Genomic DNA, 26,000 nt, shown 5'->3' with positions numbered 1-26,000 from the left:
TGTTTCGCGGCATGGCCGGCAAGCACTGGAACTGACCTGGGTCAGTTTCTTTGGGATGTGTCTCACCGCTGCGGTAAACTCCGTCGTAATTCCAACGACGATACCCTGATGAGATATGACACAAAAAACCGAAACCCCCGAGGCCGGTAACGGCAAAGTCGGCTTTATCAGCCTGGGTTGTCCCAAGGCGCTGGTGGATTCCGAGCGCATCCTGACCCAGCTGCGGCAGGATGGCTATGACGTGGTGCCCACCTACGAGGATGCCGACGTGGTGGTGGTTAACACCTGCGGCTTCATTGACGCAGCCAAGCAGGAATCCCTGGACGCCATTGGCGAAGCCATCAGTGAGAACGGCAAGGTGATCGTAACCGGTTGCATGGGGGTGGAGGAGGATCGCATTCGTGATTCCCATCCGGGCGTGCTGGCGGTGTCCGGCCCCCACGCCTATGAGGAAGTGGTCGGTGCGGTACACCAGTACGTGCCGCCGAAGAAGGAGCACGATCCGTTTGTCGACCTGGTGCCGCCCCAGGGGGTAAAACTGACACCTCGGCACTACGCCTATCTGAAGATTTCTGAAGGCTGCAATCATCGCTGCACCTTCTGCATCATTCCCTCCATGCGCGGTGACCTGGTCAGCCGGCCAATCGGCGATGTGATGGACGAGGCCAAGCGGCTGGTGGATGCCGGTGTGAAAGAGTTGCTGGTGATTTCCCAGGACACCAGCGCTTACGGCGTCGACATCAAGTACCGCACCGGCTTCTGGCAGGGGCGACCGCTGAAGACACGGATGCTGGCGCTGTGCGAGGCGTTGGGCGAGCTGGGGGTCTGGGTGCGGCTGCACTACGTCTACCCCTATCCCCACGTGGACGACGTCATTCCGCTGATGGCCGAGGGCAAGATCCTGCCGTATCTGGACATCCCCTTCCAGCACGCCAGCCCGCGGGTACTCAAGGCGATGAAGCGGCCGGCTCACGACAGCAAGACGCTGGAGCGGATTCGCAAGTGGCGGGAGATCTGCCCGGAGCTGACCATCCGCTCCACCTTTATCGTCGGATTCCCGGGGGAGACCGAGGAGGACTTCCAGTACCTGCTGGACTGGCTGGATGAGGCCCAGCTCGATCGGGTCGGTGCGTTCAAGTACAGCCCGGTGGACGGCGCGCCGGCCAACGAACTGGACGGTGCGGTGCCGGAAGAGGTGAAAGAGGAACGTCTGGCGCGGTTCATGGCCAAGCAGGCGGAAATCTCCGCAGCCCGGCTTCAGGCCCGTATCGGTACCACCATCGATGTGCTGATTGACGAGGTGGACGAGGAAGGGGCGATTGGCCGTTCCAAGGCCGATGCGCCGGAGATCGACGGCATGGTCTACCTCAATGGCGAAACCGCGCTGCAGCCGGGGCAGGTGGTGCAGGCGGTAGTTGAGCACGCCGACGAGCACGACCTCTGGGCCACGCTGGCGGACTGACGCCACCTCAAGCCTGGCGCTGACTCAACATTGAGAACGCCAGGCCAGGGGTAAGCTGCCTCCTGGCCTGGCGTGCTTTTTTAGTCTTCCTTGACCCTGTCAATCACGTCCGAATAGAAGTCGTCGAACGCCCGGAATTCCAGGCTGTCCTGGCCGCAGCAACGGATTTCGCCGGACTCAATGTCGTACACCCAGCCGTGGATCTGGATCTTCTGGGTGGCCAGCTTGGCAGCCACCGCAGGGTGAGTGCGCAGATGCTGAACCTGTTGCAGCACGTTTTCCTCGATTGCCTCGTTGAGGTAGGCGCTGTCCAGACAGGCGTCGGTGGGGATGCTGTGACGTTCCCGCACAATCTCCATCGCCGAGCGGCAGTGGCCCAGCCACTCCTTGACGTGGGGCAGCCCCTTGAGGGCCGGCACGTCCAGGGCGCCCTTGATGGCGCCGCAGTCGGTGTGGCCGCAGACAATGATATGGCGCACCTTCAGCACCGCCACCGCGTACTCGATAGAGGCGGTCATGCCCCCGGTCTCGTTGCTGTGGGGCGGGATGATGTTGCCGGCGTTGCGACAGATGAACAGGTCACCCGGGCTGGACCCCGTCAGCAGGTTGGGGTCGATGCGCGAGTCCGAACAGGTAAAGAACAGCACTTCCGGATTCTGTCCGCCCGCGAGGGCGCCAAACAGGTCCTTGCGTTCGGGGTAGACGTTCTTGCGGAAGTCCAGTACGCCGCGAACAATATGGTCCATTGATGACTCCTTCTGTCAGCCAATCTCAATCAGTACTTCGCCGGGGGTGACCCGGTCGCCCTTGCTCACGTACACCGCTTTGACGGTGCCATCGACGCTGCTGTTCACTTCAGTTTCCATTTTCATGGCTTCGGTGATCAGTACCGCCTGGCCGGCGGAAACGGTGTCGCCCTCGCTCACCAGTACGTCCACCACGTTGCCGGGCATGGCGGTGGTGACGTGGCCCGGCTCGCTGGCCCGTTTGCGGCCGCTGGCGCCTTCGGCGACATACTCGTTGAGGGATTCGAACACCACTTCTTCCGGCATGCCGTCAAGCGACAGGTACAGCTTGCGCTTGCCCGCCCCGGAATCGCCGACACCGGTGACCGCCACTTCGTAAGTCTCGCCGTGGACGTCGATACGGAACTCGGTGGCTATCGCTGTACCCATGCGATCCTTGCCCTGCTGCTCCGGTGGCAGCAGTTCCTCCGGTTGCAGGGTGCCGTCGGCGCGCTGCTGCAGGAATTCGCGGCCAAGGTCCGGGAACATGGCATAGGTAAGCACATCTTCCTCGCTGCTCGCCAGGCTACCAATGTCTTCTCGCAATTTGTTCAGCTCCGGGCTGAGCAGGTCGGCCGGGCGACCCTCATTGACCGACTCGTTGCCGATGGCTTTCTTCTGGATGTTGGCGTTGACCGCAGCCGGCGGTTGGCCGTAGCCCCCTTGCAGGTAGCGTTTCACCTCGTTGGTGATGGTCTTGTAGCGCTGGCCGGCGAGGACGTTGTACACCGCCTGGGTGCCGACAATCTGCGAGGTCGGGGTCACCAGGGGCGGGAAACCGAGGTCCTCGCGCACCCGTGGAATCTCATCGAAAACGTCGCGGATCTTGTCGAGGGCGTTCTGTTCCTTGAGCTGGTTGGCCAGGTTGGACATCATGCCGCCGGGTACCTGGTTGATCTGCACCGACACGTCCTCGCGGGTGAACTCGCTTTCGAACTGGTGGTACTTCTTGCGCACCTCGCGGAAGTAGTCGGCAATTTCGCTCAGCAGCTCCAGGTCCAGGCCGGTGTCGTAGTCGGTGCCTTTCAGCGCCGCGACCTGTGACTCGGTGGCCGGGTGGCTGGTGCCACTGGCAAAGGAGGAGATCGCGGTGTCGATGCGATCGGCCCCGGCCTCAACGGCCTTGAGCTGGCACAGCGGCGCCAGGCCGGAGGTGGAATGGCTGTGGACCACCAGGGGCAGGTCCACTTCCGCCTTGATGGCCCTGACCAGCTCGTAGGTGGCGTAAGGGGTCAGCAGGCCGGCCATGTCCTTGATGGCAATGGAATCCGCGCCCATGGCCTGCATGTCCTTGGCCTGCTGGACGAACAGCGCCGGGGTGTGGACCGGGCTGGTGGTGTAGCAGATGGTGCCCTGAGCGTGCTTGCCGGCCTTCTTCACCGCCTTCATGGCGGTCTCGATATTGCGCAGGTCGTTGAGGGCGTCGAATACCCGGAAGACGTCGATGCCGTTGTCGGCGGCCTTCTGCACGAACGCCTCGACCACGTCGTCAGCGTAGTGGCGGTAGCCCAGCAGGTTTTGGCCTCGCAGCAGCATCTGCAGGCGGGTGTTGGGCAGTGCCTTGCGGAGCTGACGCAGTCGCTCCCACGGATCTTCCTTCAGAAAACGGACACAGGCGTCAAAGGTGGCGCCGCCCCAGACTTCCAGCGACCAGTAGCCGACCTGATCGAGCTTGTCGCAGATCGGCAGCATGTCCTCGGTGCGCATGCGGGTGGCGATCAGCGATTGATGGGCGTCCCGCAGGATGACGTCAGTGACTTCAATCTTTTTGGCGTTGCTCATTTCTCGTTCCTCCTGCGAGTTACCAGCCGGCGTGGGCGGCGATGGTGGCAGCAATGGTCAGCGCAATTTCGGCCGGGTCGCGCTTGGTTGAATAGTTCAGCAGTTCCGGGTGGCTGGGCACGAAGCTGGTGTCGAAGGTGCCGCTGCGGAAATCCTCGTGGTCAAGGATCTGCTGGTAGTAGGTGGCCGTGGTCTTGATGCCGTGCAGGCGCATGTCATCGAGGGCCCGTTTGCCGCGGGCGATCACTTCTTCCCAGGTCAGCGCCCAGACCACCAGCTTCAGGCACATGGAATCGTAATAGGGCGGAATCTCATAGCCGGTGTAGATGGCGGTGTCGACCCGCACACCGGGGCCGCCCGGGGCGTAGTAGTGGGTGATCCGACCGAAGCTGGGCAGAAAGTCGTTCTTTGGGTCCTCGGCGTTGATGCGGAACTGCAGGGCGTAGCCGCGGAACTGGATATCCTCCTGGCGATAGCTCAGCGGCAGACCGGAGGCGATGCGGAGCTGTTCGCGGACCACGTCGACGCCGGTGATCGCCTCGGTGATGGTGTGCTCCACCTGCACCCGGGTGTTCATTTCCATGAAATAGACTTCGTTGCCGGTCAGCAGGAACTCCACGGTGCCGGCGTTCTCGTAGCCCACCGCCTTGGCGGCCTTGACCGCCAGGCCGCCGATGTACTGGCGTTGCTCCGGCGTCAGTTGTGGGCTGGGTGCAATCTCGATCAGCTTCTGGTTGCGACGCTGGATTGAGCAGTCGCGCTCAAACAGGTGAACCGCTTCGCCCTGGCTGTCGGCCAGCACCTGGACCTCAATGTGGCGGGGATTGACGATGCACTTTTCCATGAACACTTCGGCCGAGCCGAACGCCTTGGTGGCCTCGGAAATGACCCGGGGGTACTGGGCTTTCAGTTCGTCGGGAGTGTCGCAGCGACGGATGCCGCGCCCGCCACCGCCGGAGGTGGCCTTGACCATCACCGGGTAGCCGATGTCGTTGGCCAGGGCGAGAGCGTCTTCCAGGCTGTCCAGGTTGCCTTCGGAGCCAGGAGTGATAGGGACGCCGGCAGCCCGCATGCTGTCCCGGGCCTGGGTCTTGTCCCCCATCTTGTGAATCACGCTGGACTTGGGGCCGATGAAGGTGACGCCCTTCTGCTCGCACAGCCGGGCGAACTCGGCGTTCTCGGACAGGAAGCCGTAACCCGGGTGGATGGCGTCGCAACCGGTCTCCACTGCCAGGTTGACGATGCGCGCCGGGTCCAGGTAGCCGGCCAATGGGTCTTCGCCAAGGGAATAGGATTCGTCTGCGCGTTTGACGTGAAGGCCGTAGCGGTCCGGCTCGGTGTAGATGGCCACCGAGCGAATGCCCATTTCGGCACAGGCCCGCACGATGCGGACGGCAATCTCGCCCCGGTTGGCAATCAAGACTTTCTTTAACATGGGAAATTCCTCTTCAGCATGGGAGGTTCCTCGTTTATTCATCCCCAATGAAGGTCGCCAGGTAAGGTTGCAGAGAGAGTAGCGGGGTAGATCCCTAACGAGAAATTGATATTATTTTGCTTATATATAAGTAATTCCTTATGGATGGAGGCTTTGCCCTTATTTGACGCTTTCAGTCCGTCGTGTGTTGAACCCAGCCCCGGAGGCCGATCATGCCCCTCAGTATCCAGAAACTCGCCAGCCGCCTGACCTTTCGCCAGCTGCAGGTGTTCAAGGCGGTCTACGAGCTGGAAAGCTACAGCCGCGCCGGCGAACTGCTGGGGCTGACCCAGCCGGCGGTGAGCAGCCAGGTGCGGCATCTGGAACAGGCGCTGGGGATGCCACTGTTCGAGTATGTCGGGCGGCGGCTTTACTGCACCGCGGCAGGGGAGGAGATGGCGGCCTGTGTCAGCTCGGTATTTGGAGAGCTGGAGCGGGTGCAGAACAGCCTGGCGGCGCTGCAGGGACGGGTGGCCGGCGAGCTGAAACTGGTAGCGGTGAACAGTGCCCAGTACGTGGTGCCGTACCTGTTGCGGGCGTTCCTGAATCTGAATCCAGAAGTGACGGTGTCGGTGACGGTGGTCAATCGTGCCGCCGCTCTGCAACGACTTAATGAGAACCGTGATGACCTGGTGATCATGGGCATGGTGCCCTCAGAGCGGCCGCTGGCGTCACTGCCGTTTCTCGACAACGAGCTGGTGCCGGTGGCACCGGAGGGGCACCCGCTGTTACGGCAGGCCTCGGTGAGCCCGCAGGAGTTCCTGGACAGCCAGCTGTTGGTGCGGGAATCCGGCTCTGGCAGCCGCCTGGCGATGGAGTTGCATTGCCAGCAACAGCGGTTGCGGGTCGATCCCAGCATGGAGCTGGGTTCCAACGATGCCCTCAAGCATGGCGTGATGGCCGGGCTGGGGGTAGCGGTGTTGCCGAAACTGAGCGTGTTGTCGGAGTTGGCGCTGGGGAGTTTGCAGGCGGTGCCGGTGGCGGGGTTTCCGTTACGTCGCAGCTGGTGCGTGGTGTATCCCCAGGCGCGCCACCCGACGCCGGCCATGAGGGCGTTCCTGGAATATATTCAGCAGAACATTCGCCAGTTCGAGCAGATGTTCCTGCGCCGTAGCGGGTAAGCTGCACCGCCTCATGCAGCGGCCCTTGTGGAGCACTGCATGAGGCGGAGAGGGAGGCAGAGGGGGCGATCAGTCCTCGAGTTTCTTTTTCAGAATCTCGGTGAACAGTTTCGGGTTACCCTGGCCCTTGGAAGCTTTCATCAGCGGGCCCATAAAGCCGCCCATCAGCTTCTTGCGCTTCTTGTCATCGGCTTCGCGGTACTGCTGGATCTGGTCGGCCATGCCGGCCAGTACGCCGTCCACCAGCTTCTCCAGTTCACCGGTGTCGGACACCTGTTTCAGGCCCTTGGCCTCGATGATGGCATCGACGTTGTCACCGTCACCGCTCCACAGAGCCTCGAACACTTTCTTGGCGCCTGCGGAGGAGACCGAGTCATCCGCAATACGCACGATCAGGTTGCCCAGCTGGGCGCCGCTGATGGGGGCGTCATTGATGGCCTTGTCTTCCGCGTTCAGTCGTCCGGAGAATTCGCCCAGGGTCCAGTTGGCGGCCAGTTTGGCGTCTTTGCCATGCTCGGCAACCTCTTCGAAGAAGGCCGCCAGGCGGGCGTCGCCACTGAGCAGGCCGGCGTCGTAGTCGTTCAGGCCATACTGCTCTTTGAAGCGCGCCTTGCGAGCATCTGGCAGTTCCGGCAGGCGGCTGCGGCAGTCGTCGATGAAGCTGTCATCGATTTCCACCGGCAGCAGATCCGGGCAGGGGAAGTAGCGGTAATCATTGGCTTCTTCCTTGCTCCGCATGGAACGGGATTCGTCCCGGTCGCCGTTGTAGAGGCGGGTCTCCTGGATGATCTCGCCGCCGTCTTCCAGGATGTCCATCTGCCGCTCAACTTCGTGGGCAATGGCTTGCTCCATAAAGCGGAACGAGTTCAGGTTCTTGGTTTCGGTGCGGGTGCCAAACGCTTCCTGGCCCTTGGGCCTGAGGGAAATGTTGACGTCGAACCGCATCGATCCCTGGGACATGTCGCCATCGCAGATGCCCAGCGAGGTGACCAGGCTGTGCAGCTTCTTGGCGAAGGCCACCGCTTCCTCCGCACTGCGCATGTCCGGTTCGGTGACCACTTCGATCAGCGGTGTGCCGGCCCGGTTGAGGTCGATGCCGGACATGCCGTGGAAGTCCTCGTGCAGGGACTTGCCGGCGTCCTCTTCCAGGTGGGCGTGGTGGATGCGGATGGTCTTGCTGCTGCCGTCCGGCAGGTCGATTTCGACATGGCCGGGGCCGACAATTGGCTGTTCCAGTTGCGTGGTCTGGTAGCCTTTCGGCAGGTCCGGGTAGAAATAGTTTTTGCGCTCGAATACCGAGCGACGGCCAATCTCGGCGTCAATTGCCAGGCCGAACATCACCGCGTCGCGGAACGCGCCTTCGTTGGGCACCGGCAGGGTGCCCGGCATGGCCAGGTCAACGGCGTTGGCCTGGGTGTTGGGCTCGGCACCGTAGGCGGTGCTGGAGCCGGAAAAGATCTTGCTGTTGGTGGCGAGCTGAACGTGAATCTCCAGCCCGATTACGACATCCCATTGCATGGTGCTTGGTCTCCTGATTCGCCCGCTTATTCCGGTGTCCGCTGGTGCCAGTCGGTCACTTGCTGGTACTGGTGGGCTGCGTTCAGCAGCCGGGCTTCGGCAAAGTAGTCGCCAATGACCTGCAGGCCCACCGGCAGGCCATCGACAAACCCGGCCGGCAGTGACAGGGCGGGCAGACCGGCGAGGTTGACGGCGATGGTGAAAATGTCTTCCAGGTACATCTGGACCGGGTCGTTGGTCTTTTCACCCTTGACGAACGCCGGCGACGGGCAGGTCGGGCTCATCAGCACGTCCACCTCTTTGAGGGCGTTGACGAAATCCTGCTGGATCAGGCGGCGAACCTTCTGGGCCTTAAGGTAGTAGGCATCGAAATAGCCCGCCGACAGGGCGTAGGTGCCCACCATGATGCGGCGTTTGACTTCATCGCCAAAACCTTCCTCCCGGGTGCGGGTGTACAGGTCCATCAGGTCTTTGGGATCGTCGCAGCGGTAGCCGTAACGCACACCGTCGAACCGTGACAGGTTGGCGGAGGCTTCCGCCGGCGCGATCACGTAGTAGGCCGCTATGGCCAGGTTGGCATTGGGCAGTGACACTTCCTTGACGGTGGCGCCCAGCTTCTCGTACTCGGCAATGGCGTTGCGAACGGTCTGTTCCATGGCCGGGCTGAGCTGGTCGCTGAAGTATTCTTTCGGCAGACCGATTTTCAGGCCTTTCAGGGACTCATTCAGGGTGGCGGTGTAGTCCGGCACCTCCCGGTCGATGGAGGTGGAGTCCTTGGCATCGAAGCCGGCCATGACGTTCAACATCAGCGCGTTGTCTTCCGCAGTGCGGGCCATGGTGCCGCCCTGATCAAGGCTGGAGGCGAAGGCGATCATGCCGTAGCGGGATACCCGGCCGTAGGTCGGTTTCAGCCCGGTAATGCCGCACAGGGCCGCCGGTTGGCGGATCGAGCCGCCGGTGTCGGTGGCGGTGGCAGCCGGCGTCAGTCGGGCCGCTACTGCGGCTGCGGAGCCGCCGGAGGAGCCGCCAGGGACGCGATTGCTGCCCCAGGGGTTGGTGGCCGCACCGAAGTAGCTGGATTCGTTCGACGAGCCCATGGCGAACTCGTCCATATTGGTTTTGCCCAGACACACCGCGCCGGCCTGGCGGAAATTGGCGGTGACGGTGGCATCGTAGGGCGGCACAAAGTTCTCCAGCATCTTGGAGCCGCAGGTGGTGCGAACGCCGTTGGTGCAGAAGATGTCCTTGTGGGCGAAGGGCACCCCGGTCCAGGGTGTGGCTTTGCCCTGGCTGCGCAGCTCGTCGGCCTGACGGGCATCGGCAAGGGCGTTTTCTTCGCAAACGGTAATAAAGCTGTTGTACTGGCTGTCCTGCTGCTGGATGCGGTCGAGGAAGTGTTGGGTCAACTCGACGCTGGAGACTTCGCCGGACGCCAGAGCGCGGGAGAGTTCGGCTACGGATTTGTTATGCATCGCGGATTCCTGCGGATGGTTCCTGGGATGGGATCAAGCGGGGCTCAGTCAATGACCTTGGGCACCAGGTAAAGCCCGGCTTCGGTTGCCGGAGCGATGGCCTGGTAGGCCTCACGCTGGTTGGTTTCGGTCACTTCGTCAGCGCGCAGCCGCTGGACCGCATCCAGCGGGTGGGCCATGGGGGCGGTATTGCTGGTGTCGGCGGCCTGAAGCTGATCCACCAGGTCAAGGATATTGCCGAGATCCTGTTCCAGTTCGGCGACCTGCTGATCGTTGACCCGAATCCGGGCCAGCAGGGCGACTTTCTCAATATCGTCGCGGGAAATGCTCACAAGGTGTCTCCCAGTATCATGAAATGTCTGTAAGGTCCGGTGATTGGGCGCATTTTTCAGGAACGGCGACCGTCCGGCGACTGGCCTGCGCGCGCCCGCCAAAACAAAGGGGCTATGTTAACAGATTCGCTGTAACGCGCGAGGGTGGATTGGCGTCCACACCGCGCCGCAGGCCTTATCGTGCCTTGCCTGAGTGGGGGGGCGCTGCTAAAGTTGCCGCATCATTTCCGCGACTGCACTTCTCAGGTTGAAATTACACGAATGTTGATCAAAAAAATCCGAGGTCTATTTTCCAGCGATCTGTCCATCGACCTGGGCACCGCCAACACGCTGATTTACGTACGGGATCGCGGCATAGTCCTGGATGAGCCCTCTGTGGTTGCCATACGTATCAATGGCGCCCAGAAGATGGTGGCGGCGGTCGGTACCGAGGCCAAGCGGATGCTGGGGCGTACTCCCGGCAACATCACTGCGATTCGTCCGATGAAAGATGGGGTTATCGCCGACTTCGTAGTCACCGAGAAGATGCTGCAGCACTTTATCCACAAAGTGCACGAGAACAGCTTTATCACCCCGAGCCCGCGGGTACTGGTGTGTGTCCCCAGCAAGTCCACTCAGGTGGAGCGCAAGGCCATCCGTGAGTCGGCACTGGGTGCGGGTGCCCGGGAAGTGTTCCTGATTGAGGAACCCATGGCGGCCGCCATCGGTGCCGGGCTGCCGGTGGAAGAAGCCAGCGGTTCGATGATCGTTGACGTTGGCGGCGGTACCACAGAAATCGCCATCATCTCCCTGAACGGCATTGTCTACGCCGAGTCCGTGCGGGTTGGCGGTGACAAGTTCGACGAAGCCATCGTTACCTATGTTCGCCGCAACTATGGCAGCCTCATCGGTGACACCACCGCCGAACGCATCAAGCACGAGATTGGCTGTGCCTACGAGGGCCTGGACATCCGTGAGATCGACGTCCGCGGCCGCAACCTCGCCGAAGGTGTGCCCCGCGCGTTCACCCTCAACAGCGAAGAGATCCTCGACGCCCTGCAGGAATCCCTGGCACAGATCGTCCAGACCGTGAAGAGCGCGCTGGAACAGTCGCCCCCCGAACTGGCCTCGGACATTGCCGAGCGCGGTATCGTTCTCACCGGCGGTGGCGCGCTGCTGCGTGGCCTCGACAAACTGATCAGTGAAGAAACCGGTCTGCCGGTGATTGTGGCGGAAGACCCGCTTACCTGTGTCGCCCGAGGTGGCGGTAAAGCCCTGGAAGTGATTGATCGCAGCGGAATCGGAATGTTCTCCCAGGAGGGCTGATTCGTGTACTGGATCAGCCCCCGCCATGCTGACTGGCTCCATCGACCGCCGCTTGTGCCCTGGCACGGCGGCGGTCGTCGTTTGTGTGTGTTAAGGCCTCGTAGCCTGGCGCACGGGGGGCCGATCCATTAAAACCATCTTCGTTGAAGGGCCGATTCCCGGCTTCCGCCTCCTGCTGGTGGTGTTGCTGTCGGTTGGTCTGTTTGTCGCCGAGGCCCGTTTTGAGCGGGTGGAGCAGGTGCGCAGCACCATCGCCACCGGTCTGGCGCCGGTCTATTGGTTGGGCAATGCCCCCTCCCAGTTCCAGGACTGGGTGGCCGGTCTGATGACCACCCGGGAAGACCTGCTGGAAGAGAACGATGCCCTCAAGGCCAGGTTGCTGATCCTGGAGCGCCGGGCACTGAAGTACGCTGCGCTGGCGGCAGAAAACAACGAGCTGCGGCAGTTGATGAACTCCTCTGAGTTGCTGGACGATCGGGTGGTGGTGGCCGAGATTGTCAGCGTTTCCCCCGACCCGTTTTCCCATGAAGTGGTGATCAACAAAGGCAGCCGTGATGGCCTGAGCGCCGGCCAGGCCATTCTGGATGCCCACGGCCTGATGGGGCAGGTGGTGCAGACCAGCAGCTTTACCTCGCGGGTCCTGCTGATTTCTGATAGTAGCCACGCGGTTCCGGTGGAGGTGGTGCGCAATGGCCTGCGGGCGATCCTGCTGGGCAATGGCGATATCGATGCCCTGGAGCTGGTGCATGTGCCGGATACTGCCGATGTACGGGAGGGCGACCTGTTGGTGAGCTCGGGTCTGGGCGGACGTTTCCCCAAGGGCTATCCGGTAGCGGAAGTCAGTGGCATTCACAAGGACCCGGGCGAGCCGTTCGTGCAGATTGATGCCCGCCCCAAAGCCGAACTCAGCCGCAGTGAGATGGTGTTGGTGGTGTTCAGTGAGCGCCAGGACCTGGACCTGCCCGCTTCCGGCATTGCGCCAGTGGATGCGTCGTCCGGAGCGGCTGGAAATGACACCGCAGGAGGGGAAGGCTGATGCTGTCGGTGATCAGTTATCCGGTGTTTGGTATCAGCATTCTGATGGGGCTGGTGCTCAGTATCTCACTGTTCCCGCTGGGATGGTTTGAGTTTCGGCCGGAATGGATTGGTTTGCTGGTGTTCTACTGGACGTTCCGGGCGCCGGCGCAGTTCGGCATCCTGCTGGCGTGGATTCTGGGGCTGCTGCTGGATGTGCTGGAGGCGACGCCGCTGGGGGTGAATGCCCTGGCCATGGCGCTGGTCGCTTTTCTGGTGCTGACCATCCACCAGCGCCTGCGTATGTTCCCCATGCTGCAGCAATGTGTCATGGTATTTCTCTTGTTGGGCATCAATCAGATGCTGGTGCACTTCATCAAGCAGACATTGGGAGCCGAAGACGCCGGGTTCAGTTACCTGTGGCCGGCGCTGACCAGCGCCATTCTCTGGCCTCCTCTGTGTGTACTGCTGGATGGACTCAATCGAAAACTGGGATAGGAAGTTCCCGTGCCGTCACTTGTTCTTGCTTCGGCCTCTCCCCGTCGTGCCGAACTGTTGACCCAGATGGGGCTGACTTTCACCGTCAGCCCGGCCAACATTGATGAAACCCCCAAACCTGGCGAACAGCCGGATCATTACGTTCTGCGGATGGCCGAAGAGAAGGCCCTGGCCGGCTGGCGGGCCGATGGCCACGACGGCGTGATGGTGCTGGGGTCGGACACCTCGGTGGTGCGGGCAGGCCGCATCCTTGGCAAGCCCGCGTCCGCGGCCGAAGCCGGTGCCATGCTTCGAGACCTGTCCGGCCAGCACCACCAGGTGATGACGGCGGTGGCACTGGTAAACGGTGGTCGTTGTCAGTCCCGGCTGGTGATGACGGATGTGGCTTTCCGTCCGCTACTGGAGGCGGAGATTGAAGCCTACGTCGCCAGCGGTGAGCCCATGGACAAGGCTGGAGGCTATGGTATCCAGGGTCTGGGCGGCGTGTTTGTCGACCAGATCCGGGGCAGCTACAGCGCGGTGGTTGGCCTGCCGCTGAAGGAAACCGCCGAGCTGCTGGCCGAGGCCGGTCAACCGGTCTGGCAGGCCTGGAATGGCAGCGGGCGAGACGCATAATAACGAAAACAGCCGGTGCGGCGGGCGGTTGCAGAGAACGTCCGGCGTGCCCAGCGTGGAGAGTCCCCATGAGTGAAGAAATCCTGATCAACGTCACGCCAGTGGAAACGCGGGTGGCGCTGGTCGAAAACGGTATGCTGCAGGAAGCCTACATCGAGCGCACCAGTCGCAAGGGGATCGTGGGCAATATCTACCGTGGCAAGGTGGTGCGGGTGCTGCCGGGCATGGAAGCGGCGTTTGTCGACATCGGGCTGGAGCGCGCCGCGTTCATTCATGCGTCCGACGTGGTCAACGACCAGTCCAGTGATGATGGCGTCGATTCGCCAAAAACCGTGCCGGACATCCGCTCACTGCTGCGGGAAGGCCAGTCGCTGGTGGTTCAGGTCACCAAGGACCCGATCGGCACCAAAGGTGCCCGTCTGACCACCCAGCTCTCCATCCCCTCCCGCTATCTGGTGTTCATGCCCGGCGTCAGTCACATCGGTATCTCCCAGCGCATCGAGGATGATGCTGAACGGGGGCGATTGAAGGCGATCATCGAAGAAGGCGCCACCGAACAGGGGGAGCTGCAGGGCGGTTACATCATCCGTACAGCGGCGGAGTCCGCGTCCAGTGAAGACCTGCTGGGAGACATGCGCTACCTGCACCGGCTCAACCAGTCGATCCACGAGCGCATCAGCAAGGTTCAGGCGCCGGCGGTGGTGTACCAGGACCTGCCGCTGTTTATCCGCACCATTCGTGATCTGATCCGTCCGCAGACCGAGAAAGTCCGCATCGACAGCCGCGAAAGCTACCAGCGGGTGATCGAGTTCGTCGATGAGTTCGTGACCGAGTTCGCCAACAAGGTGGAGTATTACCCCGGCGAGCGTCCGATCTTCGACCTCTACAGCGTCGAGGATGAGATCCAGAAGGCTCTCAGCCGCAAGGTCCAGCTCAAGTCCGGGGGCTACGTCATCATCGACCAGACCGAAGCGATGACCACCATCGACATCAACACCGGGGCGTTCGTTGGTCACCGCAACCTTGAAGAGACCATCTTCAAGACCAACCTGGAAGCGGCGCGCGCCATCAGTCGTCAACTGCGGCTGCGCAACCTTGGTGGCATCATCATTATCGATTTCATCGACATGGAAGACTCGGAGCACCAGCGCCAGGTCCATCGGATGCTCGAGAAGATGCTGGAGCGGGATCACGCCAAGACCAAGATTACCGGAGTGTCCGAACTGGGACTGGTGGAGATGACTCGCAAACGCACCACCGAGAGCCTGGGGCAGGTGCTGTGTGAGCCGTGCCCGATCTGCGACGGCCGTGGCTTTCTCAAGACCCCCGAAACCGTGTGCTACGAGGTGTTTCGGGAGATTCTCCGGGTCAATCGGGCCTATGAGGCCGAAAGCTATCTGGTGATGGCCTCCCAGGCGGTGGTGGATCGACTGCTGGATGAGGAGTCCGACAACGTGGCTGACCTGGAGACGTTTATCAGCAAGAGCATCCGGTTCCAGGTTGAGCCTTTTTACAGCCAGGAACAGTACGATGTGGTGCTGCTGTGATGTTGGCGTCCTGAGGTCTGTCGGTTGTTATGGCCCGGCGAGATGACAGCACCGAATCTGTGAGTTTCCTGTCCCGGCTGTTGCAGCGGCTGAGCAGCCTCGTTGGCTGGCTGTTGGTGGCTGTACTGGTGCTGCTGGCGCTTTATGCCGCCATTGGCCGCCAGCTGGTGCAGAACATCGGCGAGTTCCGCTCCCAATTGGAGGCGGAGTTGTCCGAGGCTGTGGGCTATCCGGTCACCATCGGTGAGCTGGAGGGGCGCTGGCGGCTGCTGGACCCGGTACTGGAAGCCCGTGAGCTGGCCCTGGCTGCGCCGAACGCCGCCGATGCACCTCTGGTTCGACTCGACAGCCTGCGTATCCGCCTCGACACCCTCAGCTCGTTGTGGCGGTTAAGGGTGGTGTTCGAGGAGTTCGAGGCGGATCGGCTGGACCTGACCCTGGCCCAGGCCGCGTCTGGCCGGCTGCACCTGGATGGTCTGCCGGACGCAACCGTGGAGGACGACGTCCGGGTTCCAATTCCCGCTGACGCCCTGACCAGCGGCAGTCAGGACTGGCTGCCGGTGCTGGGGCGCTGGCTGTCGGACCCCGCGATCCGGGTGACACGGGTCAATCTGGGGCTACGCACCGCAGATCAGCCGGTTCGCCACATCGAAATACCGCAGCTCGACCTGACCTACCACGCCGGTCTGTTCTCCGCCACTGGCCGTGCCATGCGGCTGGGTACCACCCACCAGCTTGCCAGTTTCAATCTGCTGGGCCGGCATTTCTTTCGCGGGGATTTTACCGGCCAGCTTTACGTTGATGTGAATTCCGGCCGACTGTTCGATTCCCTGGTCAGTCGTTACCGCTGGCGAGGGCTGGGGGTTGAGGGTTTTGACGCGGGCGGCCAGGCCTGGCTGACCTTTCGGGATGGCACCCTGGAGCAGCTGAACGGGCGGTTACAGGTGCCATTTCTGCAGCTGCGGGCCCAGGAAGAGTCGATGGCGCCGGTGGAGAACCTGTCGCTGGCCTTTGGCTGGCGGGGCACGGTGGTTCCCGGCCAGGACAGTCTGCTCAGTGGTGAACTGCATCTGCAGGATGTGCGCTGGGACTGGTTGGGGGAAACCGTCTCCGGGTTCAATCTCCGGCTCAAGCGTCGGGATGGCGAGCTGTCGCTGCAGGGGCAGGGGGTGCCGTTAGGCCCGCTTGCCCGTTTCAGTGCCGGTATCGGGCTGTTGCCGGTGGAGGCGTCCCATGCGCTGGAGAACTACCGGCCGACCGGGTTCCTGGATGACGTGTCGATGCGCTTGCCGCTGGCGGACGGTGCTGCCGGATTTACGCTCCAGGCGCAGTTGCGGCAGGTTGCGGTGCAGCCGTTTGATGGCGCGCCGGCGCTTGCCGGCGTCAACGGCCAGTTGCAGGTTGGCCGTGACTGGGGCCGGGTAGTGCTGGCGTCGGACGACCTGGAACTGGGGTTTCCGGAGTTGTTCCTTGATCGCTGGTCGTTCACCGATGCCCGGGCGCAGGTTGCCTGGCAGCTGGATGGACCCTTGACCCGGGTCTGGTCCGAGGGGTTGTCGCTGCGCTATGGCGAGCCGACGACGCCGCCCGGGAGGCAGGCTGAGCTGGAAGGTGCCTTCGATCTTCGTCTCGACCAGGAGGGCGAAGATAACCTTGGGTTGCGGGTAGCGGTTCGTGAGGGCACGGCGGACATGCTGCCGGAATTCGTTCCCGCCAAGGTGATTGATGCTGAGCTGTATCAATGGCTTGCGACCGCCATTCCCGAAGCGCGGATAGAAGAAGGGGTGTTTTATGGCCATGGCACCGTCAGTTCCGGCGCGCCTGATTACTCTTTTACATCCTCCATGTACTACCGCTTCAGCGATGCCCGTGTTCGCTATGACAGCCGTTGGCCTGAGGTCACCGGTGTCAGTGGCTGGGTCCAGGTGCACGATGATCGCGCCACGGTGGCGGTCGATCGCGCCCGCAGCGGGGGGCTGGCGCTGGAACCCAGTCGGGTGGAGCTGGTGCCGGACGGCGATGAACTGGTGCTGGAGGTCAGCACCGCAGCCGATGTGACTGCCCCGGATATTCGTCACTGGCTTGCCAACAGCCCCTTGGGAGAGCTGGCCGGAGAGGCGCCAGACGCTATTGAGGTGGCCGGGGACTACCACTTGGATCTGGATTTGACGTTGCCGTTGACCGGGCCAGGTGAGCCGCAGGTGATCGCCCGGGTGCAAACTGGTAATGGTGAGGTAGCCCACCCGGACAGTGGTCTGGTCTGGCGGCAGCTGCGCGGTGATGTGACCTACCGGACCGGAGAGGGCATTGTCGGGGAACCGTTTTTGGCAGACCTCAATGGCATGCCGGTGACGGTCGGCCTGGAGTACCGCGAGGCGGATGACGCGCTGGTGGTGAGTCAGAGTGGTTCCCTCTCGGTCACCGAACTGTCGGGTTTGCTGGAGCTGCCCGCAAGCCTGGACACTGGCCTGGCCGGCCGTTTCAACTACACGGCGCGATTGAATCTGGCGTCGGACGCCGCGCCCGGCCTGTCGCTCTACTCCAGTCTGATCGGGCTGGCGTCAGACTGGCCCATGCCCCTGGGCAAGACCAGCGATGTCATGGCGCCCCTGCAGGCGATGCTGGACTGGACGCCGGAGGGTCGTCTGCAACTTGCCGGGGTGTGGCAGGACCGGCTGGCGTTCCGGCTGGCCTGGCAGGATGGCGAGTTCGACCGTGGTCAGCTGGCCATGGGGTCGGAACAGGCAGAGCTGCCCCCAGGTGAGGGGATTGAGGTGGTGGGCCGGGTTGAGGAAGTGCCGATAGACGCCTGGGTCGATCGGGTGGAGCGCCTGACCAGCTCACTCTCACCCTCACCACCTGACGTTGACCCTGAACTGGTCGGGCCCCCGAGGCCGGAGATGGCGCGAGCAACCGCAGATACGGCGGCATCGGGCACGGTGCCGGCAGACACCAATGCGTTGATTGAACGCTGGCTTTACGGCATCCAGTTATCGGTGGGGCAACTGAGGGTATTGGGTCAGGCATTTCCGGAACTGGATGTGGCCGCCACCTTCAGCGATGGCGTGTGGTTCATCGATACCCGCTCTGATCGGGCGGTCGGTGAACTGCGACTGCCCATGGACAAGCAGCAGACCGTGTCGGTGCGCTTTCCCTACCTGCGTCTGGCCAGCCCGGAGGAAGAGACCATTGCCGCGATTCCTGCGCCACTGACGTCGGCCGAACAGGTGGATGCCTTCCGCGCCATGGCCATGGAAGGATGGCCGAACATCAGCGTGGTGATCGATGAGCTGGCGATGGACAATCGCTCGCTGGGGCGCTGGTCGTTCCTGCTGGTGCCCGATGCCAAGGCCGTACATGTGCAGTCGCTGTCGGGCGTGCTCGGGTCGCTGTCGTTCGATGGCGATCTCTACTGGGACATTCACGACGGTCGCCAGTTGACCCGGCTGCAGGGGGACCTTCACGGTCAGGATCTGGGGGATCTGGCGCAGATGATGGGCTCGGAAGCACCGCTGAGAAACGAGCAGACCCAGTTGGTGTTGAACCTGGAGTGGCCGGGGCGTCCGGATGAGTTCACCTTGACCCGGCTGGATGGTGAGGTCAGTGTGCGGCTGGATGAAGGGGTGATTCTGGAGCGCAACAACACCGCGTTGCTGTTCCGGCTGTTCAATGTGCTCAATGCCGACACCCTCTGGCGCCGCCTGAAGCTGGATTTTTCCGACCTGTATGAGCGTGGCGTGGCGTTCGATGCAATCTCCGGCACCGCCGAACTGTCCGACGGCACCTTGAGCTGGGCGCCGGAGCTGCAGATTGTCGGGCCGTCGGGTGCCTTCAAACTGTCTGGCTCCACCGACCTGGTCACTGAGACCCTGGACATGCGCATGGTGGTTGTGCTGCCCTTGACCCAGAACCTGCCTCTGGCGGCCCTGCTGCTGGGGGCGGCACCTCCCATCGGTGGGGCCCTGTTTGTCCTCGACAAGGTGTTGGGAGATCCGTTGAGCCGATTGACCAGCGCCACCTACACGGTGCGGGGGCGCTGGGACAATCCGGTGGTGGAACTGCGCAACGTCTTCGATACTGGTGACTGATCAGAGGTTCCCGAAAGGCCTGGTCTGAAGAGAAGAGACGCACACCGATTCCAACCGCAGGAGAGACTGAAATGACGGAACCACGCGACGTTGAGGGTGTCCGTGTCGCCACGGTGCAAATGGTCAGTGGCGAGCGTCTGGAGGACAACCTGGCCCAGGCCGCGACGCTGCTGGCCGAGGTGGCCGCGGCGGGCGCCTCGGTGGCGGTGCTGCCGGAGAATTTCGCCATCCTCAAGACCGCACAAATGGTGGCGCAGGGACAGCAGGAAATCGGTGGCGGTGAGATTCGCGACTTTCTCGCGGAGCAGGCGCGGTCGTTGGGGTTGTGGATTGTTGGTGGTTCGCTGCCACTGGCGGAACGGGAGGATGGCAGTTCCGTGGCCGACCGTGTCCGCGCCTGCTGTCTGGTGCTGGATGACCAGGGCCGGGAAGTGGCGCGATACGACAAGATTCACCTGTTTGATGCTGAAGTGGCGGATGCCCAGGGCCGCTACCGGGAGTCAGACACCTTCGAGCCCGGCGAACGGGTGGTCACCATCGACACGCCTGCCGGTCGTCTGGGGCTGGCAATCTGCTACGACCTGAGGTTTCCGGAGCTGTTCCGGGCACTGCGTCAGCAACAGGCGGATTGGGTGGCCTTGCCCAGTGCCTTTACCTACACCACCGGGGATGCTCACTGGCATCCGCTGATCCGTGCCCGGGCCATTGAGAACCAGTGCTGGCTGGTGGCTGCCGGGCAGGGGGGGTACAACAGCCCCCGGCGCCGGACCTATGGCCACTCCATGATTGTCGATCCCTGGGGATCGGTGGTGGCAGAGCGGCAGGAGGAGGGCCCGGGTTGGGTCATGGCTGCGCTCGACCCCCGGCGGTTGCAGGAGGTGCGCCAGCGCATGCCGGTCTGGGATCACCGGCGGCTATAGCGTACCTAGTCGCGTTCGCCCTCGTCGATGCATTCCCGCAGGTAGCGGAAAAGTTTCTTGCCCTGGCCGGTGTTCTTTTCCTGCTGAGCTTCACGGCGGGCGTTGCGGGCCAGGTTACGAAGGTGCTGGATGTCGGCGGCGGGGCAGTAGTCCAGAAACTCCCCAACGGCGCTGTCGCCCTCCTGAACCATGCGATCCCGCCAGCGCTCCGCCAGGTGCAGACGCCGGGTGTGCTCCTCGCTGCCCGCGTGAAACGCGCCGATAGCGCGACGCAGGGCATCGATATCGTCTTCCTGGCGCATGACCTTGCCAATGTATTGCAGGTGGCGGCGACGGGCCTCGTTCTGACGGATGCGATGGGATTCCTCGATCGCACGGCGCAGGGTGTCGCCGATTGGCAGAGTGGCGAGCTGCTCGTTGGACAGGGCCAGCATCTGCTTGCCCAGATCCTGCAGGTCCTGCATCTCACGTTTAAGCTGGGACTTGCTCTTGCCCCATTCCTGTTCGCTGTCGTCGTATGGCTGTTCGGTCATGCTCGGTTCCTGGTGTGGCCGGGGCGGGCTCAGGCGTAAAACACCGTGGCCAACCCAAGGAAGGACATGAATCCTACCACATCGGTTACGGTGGTGAGTATCACGCCCCCGGCCAGGGCCGGGTCGATGTTCCGCGACTTCAGGAACAGCGGCAGTACGGTGCCGACAAAGGCCGCTCCCAGCAGATTGATGACCAGCGCTGCGGCAATCACCACACCGATCACCGGATCGCGGAACCAGGCGGTGGCGGCGGTAGCGACCACCACGGCCCATAACAGACCGTTGAGCATGCCCACCAGAAACTCCCGGTTCAGCAGCCATTTGACGTTGGCGCCACTGATCTGGCCCACGGCCATGCCGCGGATCACCAGGGTCAGGGTCTGGCTGCCGGCAATGCCGCCCATGCTGGCCACAATGGGCATCAGCACCGCCAGCGCCACCACCTTCTCGATGGTATCCTCGAACAGGCCGATAACGGCGGAGGCGATGAATGCGGTAATCAGGTTGATGCCGAGCCACACCGCCCGGCGCCGGGTGGTCTTGAGCACCGGGGCGAAGGTGTCTTCGTCTTCGTCCAGGCCGGCCATGCTCATCAGCGAGTGATCGGCGTCCTCCCGGATAACGTCGACCACGTCATCGATGGTGATCCGGCCCAGCAGGTTGCCGTCGTCGTCAACCACCGGCGCGGAGATGAGGTCGTAGCGCTCGAACAGGGTGGCGACCTGGGTGTCCGCCAGGGTGACCGGAATCGGCTCAATGTCGGTGTCCATGACTTCCCGCACCGTGGTAGCGGGATTGCTCACCAACATCTTGGTGATGGGCAGCATGCCGATGAACTGGTCTTTCCGGCTGACCACAATCAGGCTGTCGGTCATTGGCGGCAGGTTGCGGTGACGGCGCAGATAACGCAGAACCACGTCGATGCTGATGTCCGGACGCACCGTGATGGTGTCCGTATTCATCAGGCCGCCGGCGGTGTCCTCCGGGTAGGCTAGGACTTCCTCGACCCGTTGCCGGTCCTGTTCGTCCATGGTGTCCAGGACTTCCTGGATCACCGTGTCCGGCAACTGCTGCAGCAGGTCGGCGAGGTCGTCGGACTCGAAGTCCTCAATGATGTTGGCCAGTTCCTGGGCGTTCAGCTGGCTGAGGAAATAACCCCGGATGTCGTCGCTCAGGTACTGGAGGACTTCCCCTTCCAGGTTCTTGTCCACCAGGTTCCACAGCAGGGCGCGCTGGCGGGGCGGGGAGGATTCCAGCAGGTGGGCAATATCACTGGGACTGAGGCCGCCATTGAGGATGCGGGCAACCTGTTTAAGGGCACCACTGTCCAGAGCTTCTCCGAGGGAGCGGAGACGCTGGCGAGCCTGGCTTTGTTCCAGAATGTCCGTCATTGATCACCCAACTTTCTGCCCAAATGACCATCAGCGCTGCCGACGGTAATCCTGCGCTGGGGAGGTGCCCACGACCATCTGCTATGCGGCCAGGGTCTCCAGCAGCCAGGCTACCGGGCGTAGCTGATAAACTTACGTAGTATAGCGGACTTACGTTGCAGTGGTGAGAAAGCGTTGTAGGTGAATGCCGTAGAAACCTGCGTGCTGGCGGGGCGGGGCGCTATTCGCCCTCGCCGAAGTAGTCGTTGATCAGGGCGACCAGCTGATCGAGCGCCTGCTGCTCGTCGGGACCTTCAATGTTGAGTTCAAGGTCGGTGCCTTTGCTGGCGGCCAGCATCATGACGGGCATGATGCTCTTGGCGTCCACCTGCTGGCTGCCCTTGCAGATCTGGATACTGCTTTCGAATTCCGAGGCGGTGGCCACCAGTTTGGCGGCAGCGCGGGCGTGCAGGCCCAGCTTGTTGATGATGGTGACTTGCTGGCGAATCATAGGCTGCGTTTCAGGTGTGGCAGTTCGGTATGACGGACCTGGACGTTGTTGTAGCGTTCCGCGAAGTAGGCGCCGACTTTCTCGCAGACGTACACCGAGCGGTGCTGGCCACCGGTACAGCCAATGGAAATGGTCATGTAACTGCGGTTGCTCTGGCCGAATGATGGCAGCCAGGAATCCAGGAACTGAATGATATCGTCCGTGAGCTTGGTGGTCATGGCCTCGTGTTCGAGGAAGTCGATTACCGGTTGGTCGATGCCGGTAAACTTGCGCAGGCTGGCATCCCAGTAGGGATTGGGCAGGCAGCGGACATCAAAGACGTAATCGGAATCCACCGGCACCCCGTGCTTGAAGCCAAAGGACTGGATCAGCAGCGCCATTTCCTGTTCCCGCCGGCCGATCACCCGTTGTTTGACCATGTCCCGCAGCTCGTAGATCGACAGTTCGGTGGTGTCGACGTAGAGATCCGCCAGGCTGGCAATGGGTTCCAGCAGGTGTTTCTCACTGGTGATGGCCTCTTTCAGGGAGGTGCGGTCGTTGCTCAGGGGGTGTTTGCGGCGGGTGGCGTGGAAGCGCTGCAGCAGTGCCTGGTCGGTGGCATCAAGGAAGATGGTCTCGATGGTGGCGCCGGTCTGGGTCAGCTGGTGGTGGATGTCCTCGAAGTTGGCGATCTCATCCGACAGGTTACGGGCATCGATGCTGACGGCGATTTTCTTCAGCCGCCCGGTGCTCTCCTGAGCGGTGGCTTCCCGGGTAAGAGGGAACAGCAGTCCGATGGGCAGGTTGTCGATGCAGTAGAAACCAAGGTCTTCAAGTACATGCAGCGCGGTACTCTTACCCGAGCCGGAGCGGCCGCTGACGATGATCAGTTTCATAGTCCATCACCCTTGAGTGATCAGTCTGCTGTTAGGCGCCTATCATTCGATTGTACAGGGTCTCGTTGTCGCTGCACTGTCTCAGTTCGTTACAGAACGACTGTTCATTGAACTTCTCGGCCAGCTGGCTCAGCAGTTCCAGGTGCTCGCTGGTGGCTTCCTTGGGGACGATCAGGGTAAACAGCAGATCCACCGGTTGGTTGTCGATGGCATCGAAACCAACGCCTTCCTCCAGGGTGACCAGCACACCGATGACCTGGCTGCAGCCATCCAGCCGACAGTGGGGGATCGCAATGCCCTGCCCAATACCGGTGCTGCCCAGGCGTTCGCGGGCAACCAGGTTGTTGAAAATCTGCCCGGCATCCAGATCGGGATACTGCTGGTGGATGCTCTCGGAGATGAATTCCAGAACCCGCTTCTTGCTGGTGCCGGCAACACGGCAGCGGGCAAGCTCCGGGGTCAGGATGGTTTCGATGGTGAGTGATGTGTCCGTCATGGATAGACAGTGGTTCCGTAAAAAAAAGGCTGCGATACGTCAGACGTACCGCAGCTCGATCAGTTCAGGTGTGGGCAAGGCTACCGTTTAGCGGGCGCCGTTTCCATGCATACGATCAATATTTTTTTCCTTGTGTTTCAGGATCTGTCGATCCAGCTTGTCCACAAGAGCGTCGATGGCTGCATACATGTCTTCGTTTTCGGCCTTGGCGTGGATCTCACCGCCAATTACATGCAACGTGGCTTCCGCCATCTGGCGGACCTTCTCGACTTCCAGAGTCACCTGACAGTTACTGATGTGATCGAAATGCCGTTCAAGCTTTTCGAACTTGCCAGAGACGTACTCTTTGAGGGGAGCTGTCAGTTCGACGTGATGACCTGAAATATTGAGTTGCATAGGCGTCTCCTATTGTCGGCTTGCCAGCGACTACGATCACTGGCGGGGTTGCCGCGGTGTTTCCCCGCGGCGGTAGATCCCTTCGGGCCAGAGCCGCGCTGGTGAGCGCTCCCTGGCCTACACCAATCTCTTCCGTTCGTTTGACGGGGGAATGTGCATGGCCTCCCGATACTTGGCGACGGTGCGCCGGGCCACTTTGATTCCCTGTTCCCCTAGCATGGCGGCAATTTTGCTGTCGCTCAATGGCTTTTTTGGGGTTTCTGCTGCAATCAGTTTTTTGATCATCGCCCGGATGGCGGTGGACGAGCATTCTCCGCCCTCATCGGTGCTGACGTGGCTGGAGAAAAAGTACTTCAGCTCGAAGATGCCCCGGGGGGTATGCATGTACTTCTGGGTGGTGACCCGGGAAATCGTGGATTCATGCATTTCCACCGCTTGGGCGATGTCGGAGAGGATCAGTGGCTTCATCGCCTCCTCGCCGTGATCGAGGAAGCCCTGCTGGTGCTCAACAATGCGGGTGGCCACCTTGAGCAGGGTTTCGTTGCGGCTCTGCAGGCTCTTGATGAACCACTTGGCTTCCTGCAGCTGGTCCCGCATGTAGGTGTTGTCGGCGCTGCTGTCGGCCCGGCGGATCAACGACGCGTAGCTGGCGTTGACGCGAATGCGCGGCGCAATCTCCGGGTTCAGTTCCACCCGCCAGCGTCCCTGGTGCTTGCGCACGATGACATCGGGAATGACGTAATCCGGCTCAGCCTGATCAATGGCGCTGCCCGGGCGCGGGTTGAGCTGGGTGATCAAGGCCAGAACGTCCCGCAGCTGGTCTTCTTTCAGCCGGCTGCGCCGCAGCAGTTGGGCGTAGTCGCGGTTGCCCAGCAGGTTGATGTAGTGAGTGATCACCAGGCGAGCCTGGGGCAGCCAGGGGGTGTCAGGTGGCAGCTGGTTGAGCTGGATCAGCAGGCATTCCTGCAGATCGCGGGCAAACACACCGGCGGGGTCGAAATGCTGCAGCCGACGCAGTACCGCTTCGATCTCGTCGAGCTCCACCGGGTCCTCGTCGGCGTCGTCCATCAACCCGGAGTGGATTTCGTCCAGCGGGGAGGTCAGGTAGCCGCGCTCGTCCACTGCGTCCAGCAGGGCGTGGGCAATGGCCCGGTCCCGGTCACCCATGGGGGTCAGGTTGAGCTGCCATTCCAGATGATCGTGAAGGGTCTCGGAGACCGAGTTGCGGGACTCGAAATCGCTGTCACCCTCATCGTCGCCGCGGCTGGCGGGGGCAGGAGAGGGCTGGTAGATGTCGTCCCAGGCGGTATCGACCGGCAGGTCGTCGGGAATGTTCTCGGAGCCGTTGTTGTCGGCCTCCCACTCCTGGCTGCTGTCGTCATCCCAGCTGTCATCTGCGGTGGCGCTGGCGTCCTGGTCCTGACCGTCTTCAGCGTCGTTGCGGTCGTCGTTCTGCTCTGCCTCGGCGCGGTCGTCGTCTTCCTGGGTTTCCAGCATGGGGTTGGAATCCAGCGCCTGTTGGATTTCCTGCTGGAGATCCAGGGTGGAGAGTTGAAGCAGCCTGATCGCCTGTTGCAACTGGGGCGTCATGGTCAGGCTTTGGCCCAGTTTTAGCTGAAGTGAGGCTTTCATTACCATGATGTCAGTTCCGTCACCGGTGTGCCTGGCAGGCGGGATATCACCAACCGGTCATGCCTGGTGAGCCTAAAAAGTCTTGCGTCATGCGAAGTTGCTTTTACAAGCAATTTTTCTGCCGAGTGTACTTGCTTGTGGTGGGCAAGACAATCTGGCCGGCTGCCGCTGGCCTGTATCGAGTGTAGACGGTTTATCCGCAATCCACGTTCTCAAGATACCAGCAGGCAGCGTTGCGAAGACTTGATGGTCGA

22 protein-coding genes are annotated in these 26,000 nt (G+C 62.1%); 9 read left to right on the top strand and 13 right to left on the bottom strand.

The features are described from left to right. The first annotated feature begins 115 nt into the window (after positions 1-115). Positions 116-1,462 (top strand): 30S ribosomal protein S12 methylthiotransferase RimO, encoded by a 1,347-nt coding sequence (gene rimO / locus J2887_RS14480; protein ID WP_227171810.1) that lies wholly within the window; start codon positions 116-118, stop codon positions 1,460-1,462. Between the two features lie 80 nt (positions 1,463-1,542). On the opposite strand, the gene J2887_RS14475 is transcribed toward rimO, so the two are convergent. Genes J2887_RS14475 through J2887_RS14465 form a run of 3 tightly spaced genes read right to left on the bottom strand, consistent with a single transcriptional unit; the run spans position 1,543 to position 5,464 of the window. Continuing rightward, entirely contained in the window at positions 1,543-2,208 is a 666-nt protein-coding gene (locus tag J2887_RS14475; protein WP_227171809.1) for a carbonic anhydrase, read from the bottom strand. Positions 2,209-2,223: 15 nt separating this feature from the next. After that, positions 2,224-4,029: a sodium-extruding oxaloacetate decarboxylase subunit alpha gene (gene oadA, locus J2887_RS14470; protein WP_227171808.1), complete on the bottom strand. Its 1,806-nt coding sequence runs from the start codon at positions 4,027-4,029 to the stop codon at positions 2,224-2,226. Between the two features lie 19 nt (positions 4,030-4,048). Beyond that, entirely contained in the window at positions 4,049-5,464 is a 1,416-nt protein-coding gene (locus J2887_RS14465; protein WP_227171807.1) for an acetyl-CoA carboxylase biotin carboxylase subunit, read from the bottom strand. Positions 5,465-5,676: 212 nt separating this feature from the next. On the opposite strand from J2887_RS14465, the gene J2887_RS14460 reads away from it, so the two are divergent. Next, a complete protein-coding gene (locus J2887_RS14460) occupies positions 5,677-6,624 on the top strand; it encodes a LysR family transcriptional regulator (RefSeq protein WP_227171806.1) in 948 nt (315 codons plus the stop codon). Positions 6,625-6,693: 69 nt separating this feature from the next. Here the strand turns inward: J2887_RS14460 and gatB are convergent, their stop codons facing one another. From gatB to gatC, 3 genes are read right to left on the bottom strand one after another with little or no spacing between them, the layout of a single operon-like run. After that, complete coding sequence (gene gatB / locus J2887_RS14455; RefSeq protein WP_227171805.1) at positions 6,694-8,142, bottom strand: Asp-tRNA(Asn)/Glu-tRNA(Gln) amidotransferase subunit GatB; 1,449 nt, start codon at positions 8,140-8,142, stop codon at positions 6,694-6,696. A gap of 26 nt (positions 8,143-8,168) precedes the next feature. Further along, positions 8,169-9,614 (bottom strand): Asp-tRNA(Asn)/Glu-tRNA(Gln) amidotransferase subunit GatA, encoded by a 1,446-nt coding sequence (gatA, locus tag J2887_RS14450; protein WP_227171804.1) that lies wholly within the window; start codon positions 9,612-9,614, stop codon positions 8,169-8,171. 44 nt (positions 9,615-9,658) lie between these two features. Next, positions 9,659-9,946 (bottom strand): Asp-tRNA(Asn)/Glu-tRNA(Gln) amidotransferase subunit GatC, encoded by a 288-nt coding sequence (gene gatC / locus J2887_RS14445; protein ID WP_227171803.1) that lies wholly within the window; start codon positions 9,944-9,946, stop codon positions 9,659-9,661. 264 nt (positions 9,947-10,210) lie between these two features. Here gatC and J2887_RS14440 point away from each other — a divergent pair, with 264 nt between their 5' ends. From J2887_RS14440 to J2887_RS14410, 7 genes are all read left to right on the top strand, one after another. Continuing rightward, positions 10,211-11,251 carry a rod shape-determining protein gene (locus tag J2887_RS14440; protein ID WP_227176138.1) on the top strand — a complete coding sequence of 347 codons (1,041 nt, stop codon included), beginning with the start codon at positions 10,211-10,213 and terminating at the stop codon, positions 11,249-11,251. Between the two features lie 154 nt (positions 11,252-11,405). Then, positions 11,406-12,287: a rod shape-determining protein MreC gene (mreC, locus tag J2887_RS14435; protein ID WP_227176137.1), complete on the top strand. Its 882-nt coding sequence runs from the start codon at positions 11,406-11,408 to the stop codon at positions 12,285-12,287. After that, entirely contained in the window at positions 12,287-12,763 is a 477-nt protein-coding gene (gene mreD, locus J2887_RS14430; protein ID WP_227171802.1) for a rod shape-determining protein MreD, read from the top strand. The genes mreC and mreD overlap by 1 nt, the downstream gene beginning before the upstream one ends. 9 nt (positions 12,764-12,772) lie before the next feature. Beyond that, positions 12,773-13,378, top strand: a complete 606-nt coding sequence (locus tag J2887_RS14425; protein ID WP_227171801.1) for a Maf family protein — start codon at positions 12,773-12,775, stop codon at positions 13,376-13,378. 68 nt (positions 13,379-13,446) lie between these two features. Continuing rightward, positions 13,447-14,925, top strand: coding sequence for a ribonuclease G (gene rng / locus J2887_RS14420; protein WP_227171800.1), 1,479 nt, complete (start codon positions 13,447-13,449; stop codon positions 14,923-14,925). Positions 14,926-14,954: 29 nt separating this feature from the next. Continuing rightward, positions 14,955-19,013, top strand: a complete 4,059-nt coding sequence (locus J2887_RS14415; protein WP_227171799.1) for a YhdP family protein — start codon at positions 14,955-14,957, stop codon at positions 19,011-19,013. A 71-nt stretch (positions 19,014-19,084) separates the two neighbouring features. Continuing rightward, positions 19,085-19,933: a carbon-nitrogen hydrolase family protein gene (locus J2887_RS14410; protein ID WP_227171798.1), complete on the top strand. Its 849-nt coding sequence runs from the start codon at positions 19,085-19,087 to the stop codon at positions 19,931-19,933. A gap of 5 nt (positions 19,934-19,938) precedes the next feature. Here J2887_RS14410 and yjgA read toward each other — a convergent pair whose 3' ends face one another. From yjgA to J2887_RS14375, 7 genes are all read right to left on the bottom strand, one after another. Beyond that, positions 19,939-20,466, bottom strand: coding sequence for a ribosome biogenesis factor YjgA (yjgA, locus tag J2887_RS14405; protein WP_227171797.1), 528 nt, complete (start codon positions 20,464-20,466; stop codon positions 19,939-19,941). Positions 20,467-20,495: 29 nt separating this feature from the next. Further along, the gene (mgtE, locus tag J2887_RS14400) at positions 20,496-21,857 is read right to left on the bottom strand and encodes a magnesium transporter (protein WP_227171796.1); all 1,362 of its coding nucleotides are present in this window, start codon (positions 21,855-21,857) and stop codon (positions 20,496-20,498) included. A gap of 220 nt (positions 21,858-22,077) precedes the next feature. Further along, on the bottom strand, positions 22,078-22,347 hold the full coding sequence (locus tag J2887_RS14395; protein ID WP_227171795.1) for an HPr family phosphocarrier protein: 270 nt from the start codon (positions 22,345-22,347) through the stop codon (positions 22,078-22,080). Continuing rightward, positions 22,344-23,222 carry an RNase adapter RapZ gene (gene rapZ / locus J2887_RS14390; RefSeq protein WP_227171794.1) on the bottom strand — a complete coding sequence of 293 codons (879 nt, stop codon included), beginning with the start codon at positions 23,220-23,222 and terminating at the stop codon, positions 22,344-22,346. The genes J2887_RS14395 and rapZ overlap by 4 nt, the downstream gene beginning before the upstream one ends. Positions 23,223-23,253: 31 nt before the next feature. Then, positions 23,254-23,718 carry a PTS IIA-like nitrogen regulatory protein PtsN gene (gene ptsN, locus J2887_RS14385; RefSeq protein ID WP_227171793.1) on the bottom strand — a complete coding sequence of 155 codons (465 nt, stop codon included), beginning with the start codon at positions 23,716-23,718 and terminating at the stop codon, positions 23,254-23,256. A gap of 87 nt (positions 23,719-23,805) precedes the next feature. Next, entirely contained in the window at positions 23,806-24,114 is a 309-nt protein-coding gene (gene hpf, locus J2887_RS14380; protein ID WP_227171792.1) for a ribosome hibernation promoting factor, read from the bottom strand. 117 nt (positions 24,115-24,231) lie between these two features. Continuing rightward, positions 24,232-25,746, bottom strand: coding sequence for an RNA polymerase factor sigma-54 (locus tag J2887_RS14375; protein ID WP_228752882.1), 1,515 nt, complete (start codon positions 25,744-25,746; stop codon positions 24,232-24,234). Positions 25,747-26,000: the final 254 nt, after the last annotated feature.

It is taken from the genome of Marinobacter sp. CA1 (genome assembly GCF_020546665.1).
Classification (GTDB): domain Bacteria; phylum Pseudomonadota; class Gammaproteobacteria; order Pseudomonadales; family Oleiphilaceae; genus Marinobacter; species Marinobacter xestospongiae.
This window is presented reverse-complemented; position numbering and strand designations above follow the sequence as displayed.